The organism is Marinomonas sp. S3726, assembly GCF_000967665.1.
GTDB lineage: Bacteria > Pseudomonadota > Gammaproteobacteria > Pseudomonadales > Marinomonadaceae > Marinomonas.
This window is the reverse complement of the sequence record NZ_JXYC01000005.1, coordinates 48,570-65,199: the sequence shown is the minus strand read 5'-3', so window position 1 is coordinate 65,199 and position 16,630 is coordinate 48,570. Positions and strand designations below refer to the sequence as shown.

The window sequence follows — 16,630 nt, the reverse complement described above, 5'->3', positions numbered from 1 at the left end:
ATTCATCTAGCAGGATGAATGCAAGTAGGTTAAAGCATGGCAAACGAAACATTTGATTACATCATAGTCGGTGCAGGCTCAGCAGGTTGCGTCTTAGCAGACAGGCTAACGGCATCGGGCGAGCATAAGGTACTGCTGCTAGAAGCGGGCGGTTCTGATAAAAGCATTTTTATCCAAATGCCGACTGCACTTTCTTATCCTATGAACACAGAAAAATATGCATGGCAGTTCCATACAGATAAGGAACCTTACGTTGATAACCGTGAAATGCATTGCCCTCGTGGCAAGGTGCTAGGCGGCGGCTCATCGATTAATGGCATGGTGTATGTGCGTGGTCATGCGTGCGACTTTGATGAATGGCAAGAACATGGTGCCCAAGGTTGGGATTACCAGAGCTGCCTACCTTACTTTAAGCGTGCTGAAACTTGGGTAAAAGGGGCTGATACTTATCGTGGTGGCAATGGTCCTGTTGGCACCAATAATGGTAACAACATGAGCATGAACCCTCTCTACCAAGCTTTTATCAATGCGGGTGTTGATGCGGGTTATGGCAGTACCGATGATTACAATGGCTACCGTCAAGAAGGCTTCGGCCCTATGCATATGACAGTAAAAGATGGTGTGCGTGCATCCACTTCTAATGCTTATTTAAGAACGGCCATGAAGCGTAGTAACCTGACATTACGTACAGGTGTGCTAACTCATAAAGTGATCTTTGATGGGGATACAGCAACAGGTATTCAGTTCGAAAAGAATGGCAAAGTCGAAGTAGCGAACGCAAGTAAAGAAGTCATCTTAAGCGCTGGCTCTATTGGCTCACCACAACTATTGCAACTGTCTGGTATTGGTCCAAAAGATGTTTTAGAAAAAGCCGGTGTACCGCTTTTCAAAGAGCTACCTGGTGTGGGTGAAAACCTGCAAGATCACCTTGAAGTTTACTTCCAATATGAGTGTAAGCAGCCTGTTTCTCTTAACTCTAAGTTAGGTTTAATCAGCAAAGGCATGATAGGTACTCGCTGGATTCTATTTAAAGATGGTTTGGGTTCTACCAACCACTTTGAATCTTGCGCCTTTATCCGTTCTCGTGCGGGTCTTAAATGGCCAAATATTCAATATCACTTCTTACCTGCGGCTATGCGTTACGATGGTCAAGCTGCGTTTGATGGCCATGGTTTCCAAGTACATGTGGGGCCAAACAAGCCAGAGAGTCGCGGTAAGGTTTGGATTGAAAATGCCGACCCTAAAGCCAAACCTCGCATTGTGTTTAACTATTTAAGCACAGAGCAAGACAGACAAGACTGGCGCGATACTATCCGTCTTAGCCGTGAAATCCTTCAGCAGGATTCTCTAACCGAGTTTCGTGGTGAAGAAATTCAGCCAGGCATGGCAGTTGAGTCTGATGAGCAAATTGATGCGTGGGTGAGACAGAATGTCGAAAGTGCTTATCACCCATCTTGTACATGTAAAATGGGGGCTGACTCAGACCCTATGGCAGTGCTCAATGCCAATTGTGAAGTACGCGGAGTTAACTCACTAAGAGTGGTTGATTCTTCAATCTTCCCGACAATCACGAACGGTAACCTTAACGGCCCTTCTATCATGGTGGCTGAAAAAGCCGCCGACATGATTCTAGGCAAAGCACCACTACCAAGTGAAGATGTGCCTGTCTGGATTCATCATGATTGGCAAACTAGCCAACGCTAATCTGTTTTTAGATGTAAAAAAGGCCGATTATTCGGCCTTTTTTATGCTTGGAATTAACTCGTAAACTTGGATAATGACAAGGCTTCTCTAATTGAACTCTCCATGGCATTGCACAATTCTGATTGCTTAGTATGTCGTAACAAAGCAATAGCAGAAGAAGGCAAAGGTGGAAAACCATCTGCCTCTGTTAAGATCCTCATATGAGGCTCAACAGAGTTAACCGATAGCATAGCAACCGCAATGCCAGCGTTTACCGCTGTTTTGATTCCGGCAATACTCTCACTTGAAAAGGTGACCTTGTAAGGACGATTTATATCTTCAAGGGCATCGATCGCCGCCTCTCGCCACCAGCATTCTCTATCATAAACGGCCAGAGGCACAGCTTGGCCATCAACTAGCTGCAACGACTCATGGGCGACCCAAACACTGTCTTCTTGCCAAAGCATGTCATCCTGCCCTTCTTCAGGAGAGGCCAGATACAAAGCGAGATCAAGCTCACCCGCTTGAATTGCTTGGGGGAATTGAGAGCTCAAACTACATCTCACACTTACCTCAACATCTGGGTTGTGCGCTAAAAAGTTACGTAAACTGGATTCTAAGATAGCAAGACCACAATCATCGGGAACACCCAAAGCTATTCTGCCAGACAGTTTATTACTAAAGAGGCCTGCGATTCGATTAACCTCTGCAATCAACTTACGAGCTTCAGGTAAAAGCCGATGACCTTCCTCCGTAAGCAACATGCCTCTTGGCTGTCGGTAAAACAGCTGGGTTGAAAATGACTCCTCCAGTTTTTTCACCTGAACACTGATCGCTGATTGGGTGCGATTTAGGTAATTTGCAGCCTGCGTCAGATTGCCAGTTTCGGCAATGGCAACAAAGGTTCTAAGTAGATCACTGTCTAACTGTGAGCGTTCGATATTTTTCATGTCAGCCATAATAATCATTCATTTTAAATATGATAATAACCTAGATAAGCTAATTATCAATCTCACTATTTAGGAAGTTACTTAAAATGACAAGCCGCATCAGCCACACCATGAGGCGAATAGATTTCAAGCCAGTTGCTGTGATCACCCTTTTTGCCATTGCCCTAATCCTGTCGCCGAACACCGTTTTTGGCGCCCTCCAATTTGCCGCCAATAATTTCATTAGTATCCTTCCTATGATGCTTGCAGGTCTATTACTCAGTGCCAGCATGACTGCCAGTAACGCCATAAGACTTCTAGTCAAAGGATTTGAAGGGAAAATGACAAGTATGATCATACTGTCTTCTGTGATTGGCGCAACGCTAGGTTGGTCCTTTGCCATAGCAAAAACCTTAGGTGCCGCCCTTGCTGGTCTTTTTGGGGGCCTTATCACGCTAAAACTTTGCCAATTAGGTTTTATGTCTGATCCGATGAAGCAAACCCACTTGAATTCAACGAATAAGAAACAATGCAATGCTTCAGGTTGTCACAGTGACAGCCCTGTTTTATGGCGATTTTGGCAAGAGCCCAGCAGAGTAAAAGTCTTTTTTAATACCTTGATGACAACAGGCAAGTTAATGCTCATCTGGCTTTCGCTGGCTTTCATCGCCGAATATTACATTAATCAATTTGTGCCATTAGATTGGCTACCAAACTTATTTGGTGCAGATAATGCTTGGGCTGTGCCGTTAGCTGCCTTAATCGGTGCTCCTATTTATCTAGATGGTTATGCCGCACTGCCTTTGATTCGCAGTTTAATGGATGCCGGAATGCGACCTGATGCCGCCTTAACTTTTTTAGTGGCAGGCGGTATCACCAGCGCCTGGGCTGCGATTCCCGTGTTTGCTTTAGTTAAAAAAGAAGTGTTTTTGCTTTACCTTGTTTTGGCGATAAGCGCATCAATCTTAGTGGGCTTAACCCTTGGTCACTTATTATAAGGCTAGCGATAAAAGTTAAATGAAGTCCTGCAGGCTAAGCAAACATGTATCGCCCTTGCGCCAACGAGCGCCTCTCTTTTTAAACTAGGTACTAGCTATAGTGCCTAGCTTCATCATATGATGTGAGGTAATAATTAAATTCAGAATAATAACAAAAACACATTTTAACCTATTCAAAAGGAAGCGCTATGTCTGACGTTAAATTAATCGATGATCGTGATATTGAATTTTTACTCTACGAATTTCTGGATACCCAAGCATTACTGGAACGACCTAGGTATCAAGAGCACTCACGAGAAATCTTTAACACCACATTAGACACAGCAAAAACCATAGCGCAAAAATACTTTGCTAATCACAACAGCAAAGGCGATGAGAATGAACCTAGCTTTGATGGAGAGAAAGTCCACCTGATTCCTGAGACGCAAGCGGCTTGGGATGCTTATGCTGAAGCAGGCTTTTTAGGTGCCGCTTATGACTTTGAAGAAGGCGGCTCGCAAATGCCAGAGATTATTCTGCGCGCGGCCATGGGCTATATTACGGCTGCCAATCCGTCTACTACCGTGTATCCTTTTTTAACCCTTGGTGCTGCTAACCTAGTGCGTAGTTTTGCTAGTGACGAGCACAAAGCAACCTACTTACCGCCTATGATGGATGGCCGCTTTGCAGGCACTATGGCACTGACAGAGCCTGGCCAAGGCTCAGCTCTTGCGGACATTACCACCAGCGCTAAACCACAAGCGGATGGCACTTATCGCATCTTTGGTCAGAAGATGTTTATTACCGGTGGCGATCAATCTCTCACCGATAACATCATTCATATGGTTCTTGCCCGAGTTGAAGGTGCGCCAGCGGGCACAAAAGGCATCTCCATGTTTATCTGCCCCAAAGTACTCATCAATGAAGATGGAAGTCTGGGTGAACGTAACGATGTGGCGTTAGCAGGCTTACTGCATAAAATGGGCTACAAAAATGCCACTTCTACCGTGCTTAATTTTGGTGAAAAAGATGGTGCTGTCGGCTATCTAGTAGGCGAAGAGAATAAAGGCCTGAGTTATATGTTCCAGCTGATGAACGAAGCTCGCATAAGTGTGGGTTCAGGTGCGAGTTTATTAGGCTATCAAGGTTATAACTACTCCCTAGAATATGCTCGTAACCGACCACAAGGTCGTCCACCAACAGACAGAGACCCTACCAGCAAGCAAGTAAATATTGTCGAGCATGCGGATGTACGTCGTATGCTACTGGCGCAAAAAGCCTACTCAGAAGGCTCTCTCGCATTATGCTTATACGCTTCCTCTTTGTTTGAAGACAGCCAAACAGGGGCAACAGAAGAAGACAGAAAAGCTGCCTTTACCCTATTGGACCTCATCACACCTATCGTAAAAAGCTTCCCATCTAAATACGGTTTAAAAGCCAATGAACTAGCGATACAAATTTTAGGTGGCTCAGGCTATATCCGTGAATACCCAGTTGAGCAGTACTATCGTGACAACCGCCTAAATGCTATCCACGAAGGCACAGATGGTATCCATGGGTTAGACCTATTGGCTCGTAAAGTGCCCATGAAAGACATGGCGGGCTATCAAGCCATGTCAAAAGAAATGAAGAAGATACTCAAAACCATTAAGCAAGATGTGAACCTGCAAGAAGGTCGTATTCGCGAGTTTGCAGACGCACTAAAAGCCGCACTGAAAACCTTAGACAATACCACCATGATGTTGATGATGACCCTAGGCAAAGGGAAAATTGATTTAGGCCTTGCCAATGCGAATCTATACCTGGATATGTTTGGTCGTGTATTAGTGAGCTGGGTATGGCTTAAACAAGCGGTACTCGCACAGCAAGCCCTTGACCTCAAACCGCACGAAGCAGATGAGCATTTCTATCAAGGTAAACTACAAGCAGCGCAATACTATATTCGTTGGGAGTTACCTGAAATAGAACATCAAGCCAAACTCCTACAAGCCAATGATGATACTTGCTTAGCCATGCAGGACGATTGGTTTTAAACCTCATTAATTAGCTAAGAGATCTAACTGAACCGAATCAAGAAATTGATTCGGTTTTTTTGTATCAAAAAACGATTTAGTTCTCTTTCTTAACGTCGCCAGCCAAATTAGTGTTCACGTTATTCAGATCTGAACCTAAAGATATCGCATCGTCTTTATGTTCAATCCCTGACTGGGAAACTTCGGAAGCAGCTAGCGTAATCGGCTTTTGCTCTGGCATGTCATCTGTCACTAATACTGACATAAGCACCTTGTCATAAAAGCCTCCATGTCTAAAACCTGCTTGGCGTTGAATGCCTTCGTGATGATAGCCTGAGTTTTCATAAGCTCTGATGGCAGCCTTGTTATCCACAAAAGCAGTGAGCTCTACTCTGTGTAAACCCAGATCACGAAAAGCATAACGGGTTACCAATTGAGTCACATTGGTTGCAACGCCTTTGCCCCAATAGTGCTTATCTCCAATAAGAATAAAATACTCAGCACTACGGTTTATTTGGCTCATAGACACTAAGCCTGTGTAACCCACCAACTTGCCTGTTTTGATACAGCAAATACCAAACAAGACCATTTTAGGGTCTTGATTAACCTTGCTGAGCCAAACACCAATATCACTTTGAGATTGAGGATAGGCATAAGAAGAGGTACTGAACTGGGTAATTTCCCTGTCCTGTGACCAGAGATAAAATACTTCTGCATCTTCAGCTTCAAGTGATCTAAGTGTGACCGCTTGACCTTTCATAAACATACTCTTCTCCTTGCGCTAACTGGATTTTCTCTAAATGTCTTCTCTCTAAATTAGCTCGAAGCCAAGGTGAAGTCACGTTCCTCTCAAACTTTACGCCAATAAAAAAGCCTTATTGGGCATAATGACACCCAATAAGGCTTTTCTTACTTAACGATATTGTTTCGCTTATTTTAATAAGAACTGAGCAAAACCATCATCAAGGTCTTTATCAAATTCAACATTGTCTGACGCAACCGCTTTACCTTTAGGAGAGGTTTTAAACACGACTTTTGCATTTGCTAGTGTGTCTGCAAAGTGCCAGTTACCATCTGCTTTAGGTGAAATCCTTGTTTGCGATAATAGGTAGTTAGCCACCACATCACGGTTCTTATCTGGCGCATCAATCACGATTGTTGAACCATCTAGATTAGGGAAATGACCGCCACCACCAGCACGATAATTATTGGTCGCAACCAAGAAGTCTTGGTTAAGGTCAATCGCCTTACCTTGGAAGGTAACATTCGTGATTCTGTGATTATCCGCGCTCACCATAGCACCTTTACTTTCATAACGAGCTGGCTGAGTCACATCGATTTGGTAATTAATACCGTCGATAACGTCAAAGTTATAAGTTGGGAAACCTGTATTTATCAATTGCTGAGTCGTACTCGAATCACTCGCGTCAATCTGATTAAACTGACCCGCAGAGAACTCAAGCCACTCAACGATTTGAGCACCGTTTAACTTAACCACTTTCAGGTCATTCGGGTAAATATAAAGGTCGCTGACATTTTTAAGGGCAATATCTCCTTTTTTCACATCTGTATAATAGTCTGCTCCACCTCGGCCACCCGCTTTAAATGGCGCACCTGCGGATAGGATAGGCAGGCCATCAAACGACGTGCCCTGAACGATATTTTTTACATACCAAGTTTGCGCTTGGTTCACTACTTGAATAGAAGGGTCATCCTGCACTAACGCAAAGAAGCTATTGATATCTGACGTGGTTTCACCCACTTTTTTACGCATATAAGCCAAGGTGCCTTGGTGATCTTCTTCTACCACATTGTTAATGTCGGCTGCGGCTTCAACTAAAGAAATACTCTTACGCCCTTCACGCTTTGCAATTGCGCGTACTGAGCCAGTACCATCAACCACTTCCCATTTGCCGTTTTCTTTTTCGAGGGTCAAATCAACCACACCTAGGTGACTTCCCCAGAAACCAGGCATAGTGGCAGCAACACCAAAGACGGTACCTTTTTCTGAATCAACACCTTCGTAGGCATCAAGGGCTTTATCACCAGGGAAAACACGGTGAGAGTGGCCAAACATGATGGCATCGATACCTTCAACCTTAGCTAGGTAATAGGTCGCGTGCTCATCCATGCCTTCACGGGGTGTGTCATACATACCAGAGTGAGGGATAGCGACGACGACATCTGCGCCCTTGGCTTTCATTTCTGGTACAAACTTTCTCGCTGTTTCCACGATATCTTTAGAAATCACCTTACCTGTCAGATTAGCTTTATCCCAAGTCATAATCTGTGGCGGTGTAAATCCGATATAACCTATCTTGATGGTTTGCTTATTGCCTTCAGAGTCGACTACTTCCTTATCTTTAATAATGTAAGGTTGGAAGTAGTTTTGATCGTTGCTAGCGTCATCATCACCATCATCAAAATAAACGTTTGCCACTACATAAGGGAAGTTAGCGCCATTCAAAGACTTCATCAAAAAGTCCAAGCCATAGTTAAATTCATGGTTACCAATATTAGCGGCGTCATAATCTAGTAGATTCATAGCTTTAAATGCAGGGTGGGTTTCACCAAATTTAAGCACCTTACCCTTAGCCACATAATCACCTAGCGGCGTACCTTGTAGTAGATCTCCATTATCCACCAAAACAGAGTTAGTCACTTCTGCACGTGCTTGGCGAATCAGGGTTGCCACTTTAGACAAGCCTACTGAGTTGCTTTGGCTATCTTTGTAATAATCATAATCTTGGATATGCATGTGAATATCCGTGGTTTCCATAACTCTTAACTCTACTGTTTGAGCTAAAGCACTCTGACTTAGCAATAGAGAGCCAGCAACCGCTGGACCCATTAAAAATGGTAAAGATTGACGCAACAAAGACATATGTGAGCTCCGATTAAATCGTGTTTATTATTATGTTAACGATAGATTAATTCACGATTGATTCATTTTTATTAATTCTGACTAAAGAGACAGACTAACAGTAGAATTATCTAATGTGAACTCTTGTCATTACAAAAATCTGACAGAAGCATGAATTTTTTATGCTCACACTCAAATCGACTAAATAGGCATGACACTGAGGTTTTCACGCTTAATCAAACTAACAAGTTGCTTCAAACCAGATTGGAAAACAGCGTCATCGGCAATGGCCATCAAGGATATTCGAATACTATGATTTGGCTGATTTTGAGCTTCAAAGAAGTGGCCGCTACTGACTAATACGCCATGCTCTTTAGCCGTTTGCACTAGGCTATCTACCTGCCAGCTTGGAGGCAAAGTCAGCCAAATATGGTAGCTTGATGCTTGGCATTGAAAAGTTAGGTCGGGTAAGGCTTGGCTTAGCATTTGTTTCGCAATTTCCTGCCTTTGCTCGGCGATCCTCTTTTGCTCAGCAGCCATTTCAAAGGCCATGCCTGATTCGATTAACCTTTGTGCGCACTCGAACATAAAAGCAGAAGCATGCCAAACCATGGTACGGATATACTCACTCACATGAGACACCTGACTTTGCGGTGCTTTAATAAAGCCACACCTTAACCCTGGGCTAATCGCTTTTGACAAACTACTGATATAAAAGCTTTTTTCCGGTACCAAGTTAGTAATTGCCGGTACTAGTTCTTGGTTCAAAAAGGCATAAATATCATCTTCTAATAACCAAACTGGGTGTTGCTGAATCACTTTAGCAATTGCCTGTCTTCGCGCCTTAGGCATGGTGACTGTGGTGGGGTTTTGGTGAGAAGGTACAACAACAACGAGGCTAGGCTTAAATTGCTGACATACTTCATCTAACGCCTCAGCTTGCATTCCATGCTCATCCATAGAAACAGCAACGGGTTTACGACCCAAGCTTTTTATTATGGCAATCACACCTGGGTAAGTTTGCGCTTCTAGAGCGATATAATCCCCTTCCTTGCTATAGCATTCGATCAAGCTAGATAAGGCATGTTGCGCGCCATTACAGAGTAATATTTGTTCAGCACGACTTACCTCTAAACCATAGGCTTCACACCATAAACGACCCGCTTCTTTATGGACCATAGCGCCTGTATCTTCACGATAAGAAAAGAGTTGAGCGCTCATCTGCTGGGTAAAAATCTGGCTAAAAGTCGTTTGCAATTGGCTTAATTGCTCTTTAAAGCAAGGCTGTAAAATAGAGAAGTTTTTATCTTTTTCTTCTCGTTCTGATTGAATCACTTGCTTCAATTGAGGGAGTTTTTTGACGTAACTTCCCCGTCCGACAAAGGATTCCACCAACCCCATTTCTGTTAACAAACTATACGCTTTTGCCACGGTCACTGCTGTGGTTGAAAAGCTATCTGCCAATGACCTATGAGTCGGTAGTTTGCTTCCTTCTGAATATTGACCTATCTCAATTCTTGATTCTATTTTTCTAGCGATTTCGACATACTTTGCGGCTGTCACGGAATCTAAGCCCTCACACCTGGTAATTTCAATAAGAATTAGCGTATTTTGCTTGCACTATATGCAATTAAAACCTTTTCAAAATGCTATCTAAATACAAATGACATAAAAAATCTATGGCAATATAACAATTGACATAGGTTAATTTGAAAATTAATCTTTAAACATCATCTAGCCAGTCACTTTTAGTATAAGGAACTCACATGAAGACAATTAAAACTGCATTTATCGGCTTAGGCGTTATGGGCTACCCAATGGCAGGCCACCTTAGTAAACACGACTACCCTGTTACTGTCTTCAACCGTAGCCAAGGCAAAGCGGAAAAGTGGGCCACCGAATTTACAGGCGCATTTGCTAGCACACCAAAGGAAGCCGCTGCTGGGGCTGATATGGTCTTTGTCTGTGTGGGTAATGATAATGATGTTCGCAGTGTTATTTATGGTGAAGATGGGGTACTAGCAGGTCTTAAAGCAGGCAGTATATTAGTCGATCACACCACCACATCTGCAGATCTAGCGATTGAATTACAACAAGCCTGTGAAAAGCAAAATGTTAGCTTTATTGATGCACCTGTTTCTGGTGGGCAAGCAGGGGCTGAAAATGGGGCTTTAACCATTATGTGTGGCGGCGCTCAAGCAAGCTTTGATCAAGCCTTACCTGTTATGAATAGCTTTGCCAAGCAAGCTCAGCTACTTGGTCCGAACGGCCAAGGCCAACGCTGTAAAATGGTAAACCAAATTTGTATCACTGGGGTGTTACAAGGTTTGAGTGAAGCCTTGATGCTAGCGCAAAAAGCTGATCTTGATATTGCCCAAGTGGTTGATACCTTAAAACATGGTGCAGCTGGCTCTTGGCAGATGGCTAACCGCCTAGAAACCATGGCGAAAGATGAGTTTGATTTTGGCTTTGCCATTGATTGGATGCGAAAAGATTTAGCCATATGCCTTGAAGAAGCAGAGCGTCATAACATCAAGCTGCCTTTAACTGAAAAAGTAGACGCTAGCTATAAGAGCCTACAAGACCAAGGCTTAAATCGTATGGATACATCGGTATTAGTTAAAGCGGTAAAAGCTGAAAATAGCTAATCAGATACTGCCAGCTAACGTCTAAACCAACGCCAGAAAAATAGAACATTCAAAAGGGCTTGTGCCACATAAGTTAAGGCACAAGCCGTCAGAATCCGCTTAATTTTAGGGTAGTCTTTTGGCTCTAAGTAACGTCCTTCCAACAGGATAGGCAAGGCCTTATTAAAACTGGCATCCCACTCTTCTGGTAACATTGCAAAATATACAAATACCAAGCAAAAACCACTAATAAAGACCACCATGGCATGTAACGGCACGGCATAAGGAATATGGATAACCACAGAGATAACGGGCCATAACATCAAGAGAAATAGCGCTAAGCTTCTGACAAACTTAGCTAAAGGAGCATAACGTTTACTCAGTAAAGTAACCTTATCATTATTATGATAAGCCAAAGCATGTCCGACTTCATGTGCCGCTACTGCAACCGCTGTTAAGGATTTTGCTTGATAGGATTGCGGCCCTAAACGAACCGCTTTCGAATTAGGGTCATAATGGTGCTTGTTCTTCTCTAAGGATTCTACCTTCACATTGTTAGCGCCATATTTGTCTAACAAGTGACGTGCAAGTTCGTCTCCTGTTCCCGCTAAATCAGGCCTCACATTACTATGTCGCTTTAATACATATCTCACCCACAAGGAAGGTGCAATAACCAACACCAATAGGACTATTATTAACAGTGGCACACAATCTCTCCGAGGTTTCTTCTATCATAGTTTATCTTGTTGTGCTTGGTTCAGCCTAAACCCGAGCCAAGAAAAAATTTAACAAGCTAACCAGTAAGATAAGTATAAAAAATCAGTTAACCTCTTCATACCTTACTTAACAAAGGCTAAACAAAATTCACTTTTATTAATCCTTTCCTGTCTTACACTTATATTAACTGCTTTATATTTATTTTAGGTGAATATGTGAATAACCCATTAATTCAGCCCATTCTTAGTATTCTCGAAGCCAGCAGCCAAGGCATTAGTGAGTTTGAATTATTACGTCTATTAGAACGAGAGACACCGATATTTGATGAATTAGGTGATGACCCAGATTTAAAGCTTTTCCGTAAGCACTTTTTAATTATGAATGCGCTTTATCAACTGCAAAGGAAACTTTGGCAGGAGGATGAAGTACGGCTCTATATCTCTCCATTACAAATTCACCTAGAGGCCGTCGCTCAAATTGAAATCAGCCAATCTAGCGAAATTGAAGATGGGGCTGAAGCCAAGTTAGCAGCATATTACCTAGATTGGGATGAATATGACAATACAGATGCTGAAGATGTGGCTGCCTTACTAAAAGGTTTTTATAACAAGCTGTTTAATCATGAAGATACAGAACAAGCTCTCGAAACCCTTGGTATTAAGAAAAACTCAACAAAATCAGAGATTAAGCAGGCTTATCGATTACTAGTAAAAAAAGCACACCCTGACAGAGGTGGTGATGCGAAAAAATTTATTAAACTACGAAAAGCTTATGAACACCTTATAAGTCAATCATATGCGTAAAAATCAGCTGCATTCTTACGAGTATTTCACGGCTTCTCCTACTTTAGTCCCTGTTGCATAAAAGATTATTAACTACACTTGAAATGTGGTCCTTACAATTCTTTGACCAAGCTTAAGGGACAGCTAGCCCTTGATGAGGGCAGGCTTTAAATAAAGTTACCATTGGATGGTGTTAAATGTATAAGCTTCTCTTTCTACTCTTATTCGTTTTTTATGGACAAATAAAGGCGCAGGTTCAAACCTATCCAGAATTTGATGGTAATTATGCTAATCAAGACCTGCTCACAGCAAAAGAAGTTGAATATCAAAAAAGTTTAAGAGAGCTCAATCAAAATACCCAATTAAGTGGCAGACAAGCATTACAGCAACTCAGCTTCTCGACTGATATTTATACTGAATCACAGGGCTATTCTGATATTGCCTTCTGGCACCTGATTCCCCTCCCTAAGGCAAGCCGTACCAATCAGACAATCCACTTAAAATTTGCCAACGTCATGATTGATGAACTGAATTTTTATCTCATTAGAGATGGGCGCCAAATTAAAGCTTGGCAAAGAGGTGCTCAACAAGAGTGGCTACCAGGCAATGATAAGAATGCCATTTGGCTAGCCATCCCCCTATCCGATCAGATTGAATCTAGTTTGTTAATTCGAAAAAGATCTAACTCCAGCTTACTCTCTCCTATCGCCTTTTATCAGGACAAAGGAGTAGAGACAGCCAAGCTGGAGCAGAAAGTCACTTGGACTGTTCTTACGTCAGCGCTTATCTTGCTGCTCTTTTATAATATTGCGGTTTATTCCTTCTTTCGCGCACCCGCCTTTATTTATTACATACTGTTAAATTGCAGTTTGATCCTAGGCATAAGTGTGACTAACGGTATGGGTATATGGCTCTTACCTGATTCAGTTTTCAGCTTTTTACACCAATTCAAAGCCACCATAAATGCGATTAGCCTATGGAGCGTTTATCGCTTTAGTCTCTTGTTTTTTAACACTAAAAATAGCTTCCCCCTATTATGGAAAAAACGCTTTATTGGCGACACCGTTCTAATAAGTTACATCTGCGCTAGCCTAGTTTTTAGTTATCAAGAACTGATCACCAGTTTTTTAAGCCTGCAGCTAATCGTCAGCTTCATGTGTATATTCGGTTTAGTACATACAGGCTCTCAAAAAAGCTGGGCCATAAAAAGCTACCTTGTCGCTTGGTCTTGTGTCATCTTCGGCGCCAGTGTTGAGACACTCATCTTCTTAAACGTCATTCCTTATACTCAATTTAGTTCTAACGTTTACCCAGTTTGTACCATTATTGAGTTAATTGGGTTTTCATTAGCTTTTGCTGAGAAAGCCCATAGCAATGAAATCAATCGCAAACATCAGCTCATCACTGATTTACATACGGGTCTACCGAATCGCCGTTTTTACTTCACCCAGTTAGAAACTAAATTGAAGAAGCTCGCATTTACGCAAGATAGCTTTGCACTGGTTACCATTCAGTTTACAAGCCAAGACTCTATGAACCATGTGTTTGGACCAGAGAAAGCAGATATAGCCATACGCCAAACAGCACTTATCTTAAACCTCACCCTGTTACAAGACGAGAGAGCCATCACCTTTACCATGCCAAATAAAGACATGGCCAGCTTAATTAAGACAAGCACAAATACCTTGGCATTTCTTTGTAAAGACAAACACAAACTGGATGAGATAGTACAGCAGCTACAAGATGTACTTGATGGTGTCGTCACCATAGAACATTTTGATATGCAGCATCAGTACAGTATCGGTGCTGCACTTTACCCTGAACATACCAATAATATTGATACTCTCTTTCGTTACTCCTTGATTGCTGCAGATATAAATAACCTGTGTAGCGACCCTTGGAGCCTGTTCAATCAGAAATACCAAATCAATCATATTTATCAGCACAAGTTATTGGCTCGTCTAAAAGAGGACGTGAGAGAAGAAAGGCTCACCTTTGAAGTACAACCACAAGTAGAGCTCAACAGTGGCCGGATTATCGGTGGTGAAGTGCTCATTCGTTGGCACAATGAAGAAATGGGAAAAATTGGCCCAGATGAATTTATTCCGTTAGCGGAAAGTGCAGGACTGATTTATATGGTTACCCAGATGATCATTAATAAGGTGTTTGCTTGGGTCGCGGATAATCGCCATATTATCGAAAACAAACACCTCTCTATTAATATCTCTGCAAAAGACATACTTCGTAGCGACTTCTCCCTACAACTTATCAATGCCAGTATTTGCCATGGGGTACCACCAGAAAGCTTTATTTTAGAAGTCACAGAAAGCAGCTTCTTTGAACACAATAGTACGGTTGAAAACAATATTAAAACCTTAAAAGACGCTGGGTTTAGGCTTTCAATCGATGACTTTGGTGCAGGTTATAGCTCTATGCACAGTGTGATGATGCTTTCTCCCGCAGAAATCAAAATTGATCGTATGTTTATTCAAAACCTACATAAGGACGAAACCAGTTTCACCCTGTGTAAAACCTTGGTTACCTTGATTACTGAGCTAGGCGCACAGACGGTTGCAGAAGGTGTTGAGGGCCAACAAACCATTAATCAACTACTTGAGTGGGGGTGTCAGGTAGGCCAAGGGTTTGGTTTGTATAAACCTATGGCACCCAGCCAATACAGTGAGTTGCTAAACAAAAACAATAACTTAAGTTTCATACATCTGAAGCAGGAGATTTAAATTCTCTCGAAAAAATTGAACCCTTAACTAAAACTTTTCGCATAGAGCATAGTCCTAATTAGAAGCAGTCGTATGGAAAGGGCTTGTTCCTCCCTTGCCATAGGTCTATTCTATTTTTCTTTTTTAGTATTATTTAATATGTCTCTTTCTAATCGTACATTTAAGTATCTCAGTGTTTTCACCTTGGCGATGCTTACCTTCGCTTGTAGTAAGCAAGAAATACATGACAGTAATGATTTTGCCAATAATGGCCGAGATACCGAAGCCCAAACTCGTCAAAACCTTTATTTAGAAGAACGCCTACCACCGGCTCTTGCCTTCCCTGAAGCCAGTTTTTTAGAAGGCCTTAAACAGCAAGCTAGGTTTTTATCCCGTAAGTCGGATTCGGATAGCTACTTATTAGAAGACTTTGAAGTCGATAATAAGTCACTTAACCAATCTATTTCGCTCATTGCTGACTGGCTGGCGAACCCAACTCAGGCTCACAATATCAAGGCGTATCAATTACGTGGACAAGACGGCCGAGGCAATGTTCAAGTAACAGGTTATTACGTACCCGTAATTGAAGTACGTAAAGAAGCTCAAGGTGAGTTTATCTATCCCCTTTACCGTAAACCTGAAAGAAACAAAGGTGAGCAGTTACCCGATAGAGATGCAATAGACTTCGAAAACGTACTGGAAGGCCAAGGTCTTGAAATTGCTTACAGTAACAGCTTGATCGATAACTTCTTTCTCCAGGTGCAAGGGTCAGGCGTCGTACAGTATGAAGATGGCAGCCAAGCACTTTTATCTTGGGGTGGTGTTAATGGTCACGAGTACCGCAGCCTAGGCAAGGTACTGATAGAAAAGAATGAGATAGCCAAAGAAGATATGTCAGCTCAGGCTATCAAGGATTGGTTGATTGCCCACCCAGAAAGGCAAAGAGAAATACTCACGACGAACCCAAGCTACCTCTTCTTTAAAGAAGGTTTAAGCAAGCCTGTTGGTGCTGCCAATGTACCACTCACGCCGAAATACTCGATTGCGGTGGACCCTAAGGTCATTCCACTTGGCTCAGTATTACTAGGCGAGCTTCCCATTCTAAATGATCACGGTGAGCTAGTTAGCCATGAGTACCGTTTGCTATTAGCTCAAGACAAAGGCGGGGCTATCAAGGGAGCAGGACATATAGATTGGTACCAAGGTATAGGGGAAGAAGCACACCACTACGCCAGCCAATTAAAGCACTATGGCCGTCTCTGGTTGTTATTACCGGATCACCTCTAGGGAGCCTGCGAATAAGCCATTTGCTCTCTTGTCATT

12 protein-coding genes are annotated in these 16,630 nt (G+C 42.5%); 7 read left to right on the top strand and 5 right to left on the bottom strand.

All coding sequences use genetic code 11. The annotated features are described in order from the left end of the window. Positions 1–36: 36 nt before the first annotated feature. Complete coding sequence (betA, locus tag TW85_RS04915; RefSeq protein WP_046015982.1) at positions 37–1,704, top strand: choline dehydrogenase; 1,668 nt, start codon at positions 37–39, stop codon at positions 1,702–1,704. Between the two features lie 53 nt (positions 1,705–1,757). Here the strand turns inward: betA and TW85_RS04910 are convergent, their stop codons facing one another. Further along, positions 1,758–2,642, bottom strand: coding sequence for a LysR substrate-binding domain-containing protein (locus TW85_RS04910; protein WP_162197491.1), 885 nt, complete (start codon positions 2,640–2,642; stop codon positions 1,758–1,760). A gap of 77 nt (positions 2,643–2,719) precedes the next feature. Here TW85_RS04910 and TW85_RS04905 point away from each other — a divergent pair, with 77 nt between their 5' ends. Both TW85_RS04905 and TW85_RS04900 read left to right on the top strand, forming a co-directional pair. Further along, positions 2,720–3,610 carry a permease gene (locus TW85_RS04905; protein WP_052701874.1) on the top strand — a complete coding sequence of 297 codons (891 nt, stop codon included), beginning with the start codon at positions 2,720–2,722 and terminating at the stop codon, positions 3,608–3,610. Positions 3,611–3,798: 188 nt separating this feature from the next. Beyond that, a complete protein-coding gene (locus TW85_RS04900; protein ID WP_046015981.1) occupies positions 3,799–5,622 on the top strand; it encodes an acyl-CoA dehydrogenase in 1,824 nt (607 codons plus the stop codon). A gap of 76 nt (positions 5,623–5,698) precedes the next feature. Here TW85_RS04900 and TW85_RS04895 read toward each other — a convergent pair whose 3' ends face one another. From TW85_RS04895 to TW85_RS04885, 3 genes are all read right to left on the bottom strand, one after another. Further along, the gene (locus TW85_RS04895) at positions 5,699–6,367 is read right to left on the bottom strand and encodes a GNAT family protein (RefSeq protein ID WP_071210264.1); all 669 of its coding nucleotides are present in this window, start codon (positions 6,365–6,367) and stop codon (positions 5,699–5,701) included. 165 nt (positions 6,368–6,532) lie between these two features. Then, on the bottom strand, positions 6,533–8,485 hold the full coding sequence (locus TW85_RS04890) for a bifunctional 2',3'-cyclic-nucleotide 2'-phosphodiesterase/3'-nucleotidase (RefSeq protein WP_046015980.1): 1,953 nt from the start codon (positions 8,483–8,485) through the stop codon (positions 6,533–6,535). Positions 8,486–8,665: 180 nt separating this feature from the next. Continuing rightward, positions 8,666–10,027 carry a PLP-dependent aminotransferase family protein gene (locus TW85_RS04885; protein ID WP_046015979.1) on the bottom strand — a complete coding sequence of 454 codons (1,362 nt, stop codon included), beginning with the start codon at positions 10,025–10,027 and terminating at the stop codon, positions 8,666–8,668. A gap of 203 nt (positions 10,028–10,230) precedes the next feature. Here TW85_RS04885 and TW85_RS04880 point away from each other — a divergent pair, with 203 nt between their 5' ends. Then, complete coding sequence (locus tag TW85_RS04880; RefSeq protein ID WP_046015978.1) at positions 10,231–11,112, top strand: NAD(P)-dependent oxidoreductase; 882 nt, start codon at positions 10,231–10,233, stop codon at positions 11,110–11,112. Positions 11,113–11,126: 14 nt separating this feature from the next. Here TW85_RS04880 and TW85_RS04875 read toward each other — a convergent pair whose 3' ends face one another. Further along, positions 11,127–11,798 carry a zinc metallopeptidase gene (locus tag TW85_RS04875; protein ID WP_046015977.1) on the bottom strand — a complete coding sequence of 224 codons (672 nt, stop codon included), beginning with the start codon at positions 11,796–11,798 and terminating at the stop codon, positions 11,127–11,129. Between the two features lie 225 nt (positions 11,799–12,023). Between TW85_RS04875 and TW85_RS04870 the strand changes: the two genes are divergently transcribed. The 3 genes from TW85_RS04870 (at position 12,024) to mltA (ending at position 16,594) form a co-directional block, all read left to right on the top strand. Further along, positions 12,024–12,611 (top strand): DNA-J related domain-containing protein, encoded by a 588-nt coding sequence (locus tag TW85_RS04870; protein WP_046015976.1) that lies wholly within the window; start codon positions 12,024–12,026, stop codon positions 12,609–12,611. 176 nt (positions 12,612–12,787) lie between these two features. After that, positions 12,788–15,328, top strand: coding sequence for an EAL domain-containing protein (locus TW85_RS04865; protein WP_046015975.1), 2,541 nt, complete (start codon positions 12,788–12,790; stop codon positions 15,326–15,328). 138 nt (positions 15,329–15,466) lie between these two features. Beyond that, positions 15,467–16,594 carry a murein transglycosylase A gene (mltA, locus tag TW85_RS04860; protein WP_046016068.1) on the top strand — a complete coding sequence of 376 codons (1,128 nt, stop codon included), beginning with the start codon at positions 15,467–15,469 and terminating at the stop codon, positions 16,592–16,594. The last annotated feature ends 36 nt before the right edge of the window (positions 16,595–16,630 follow it).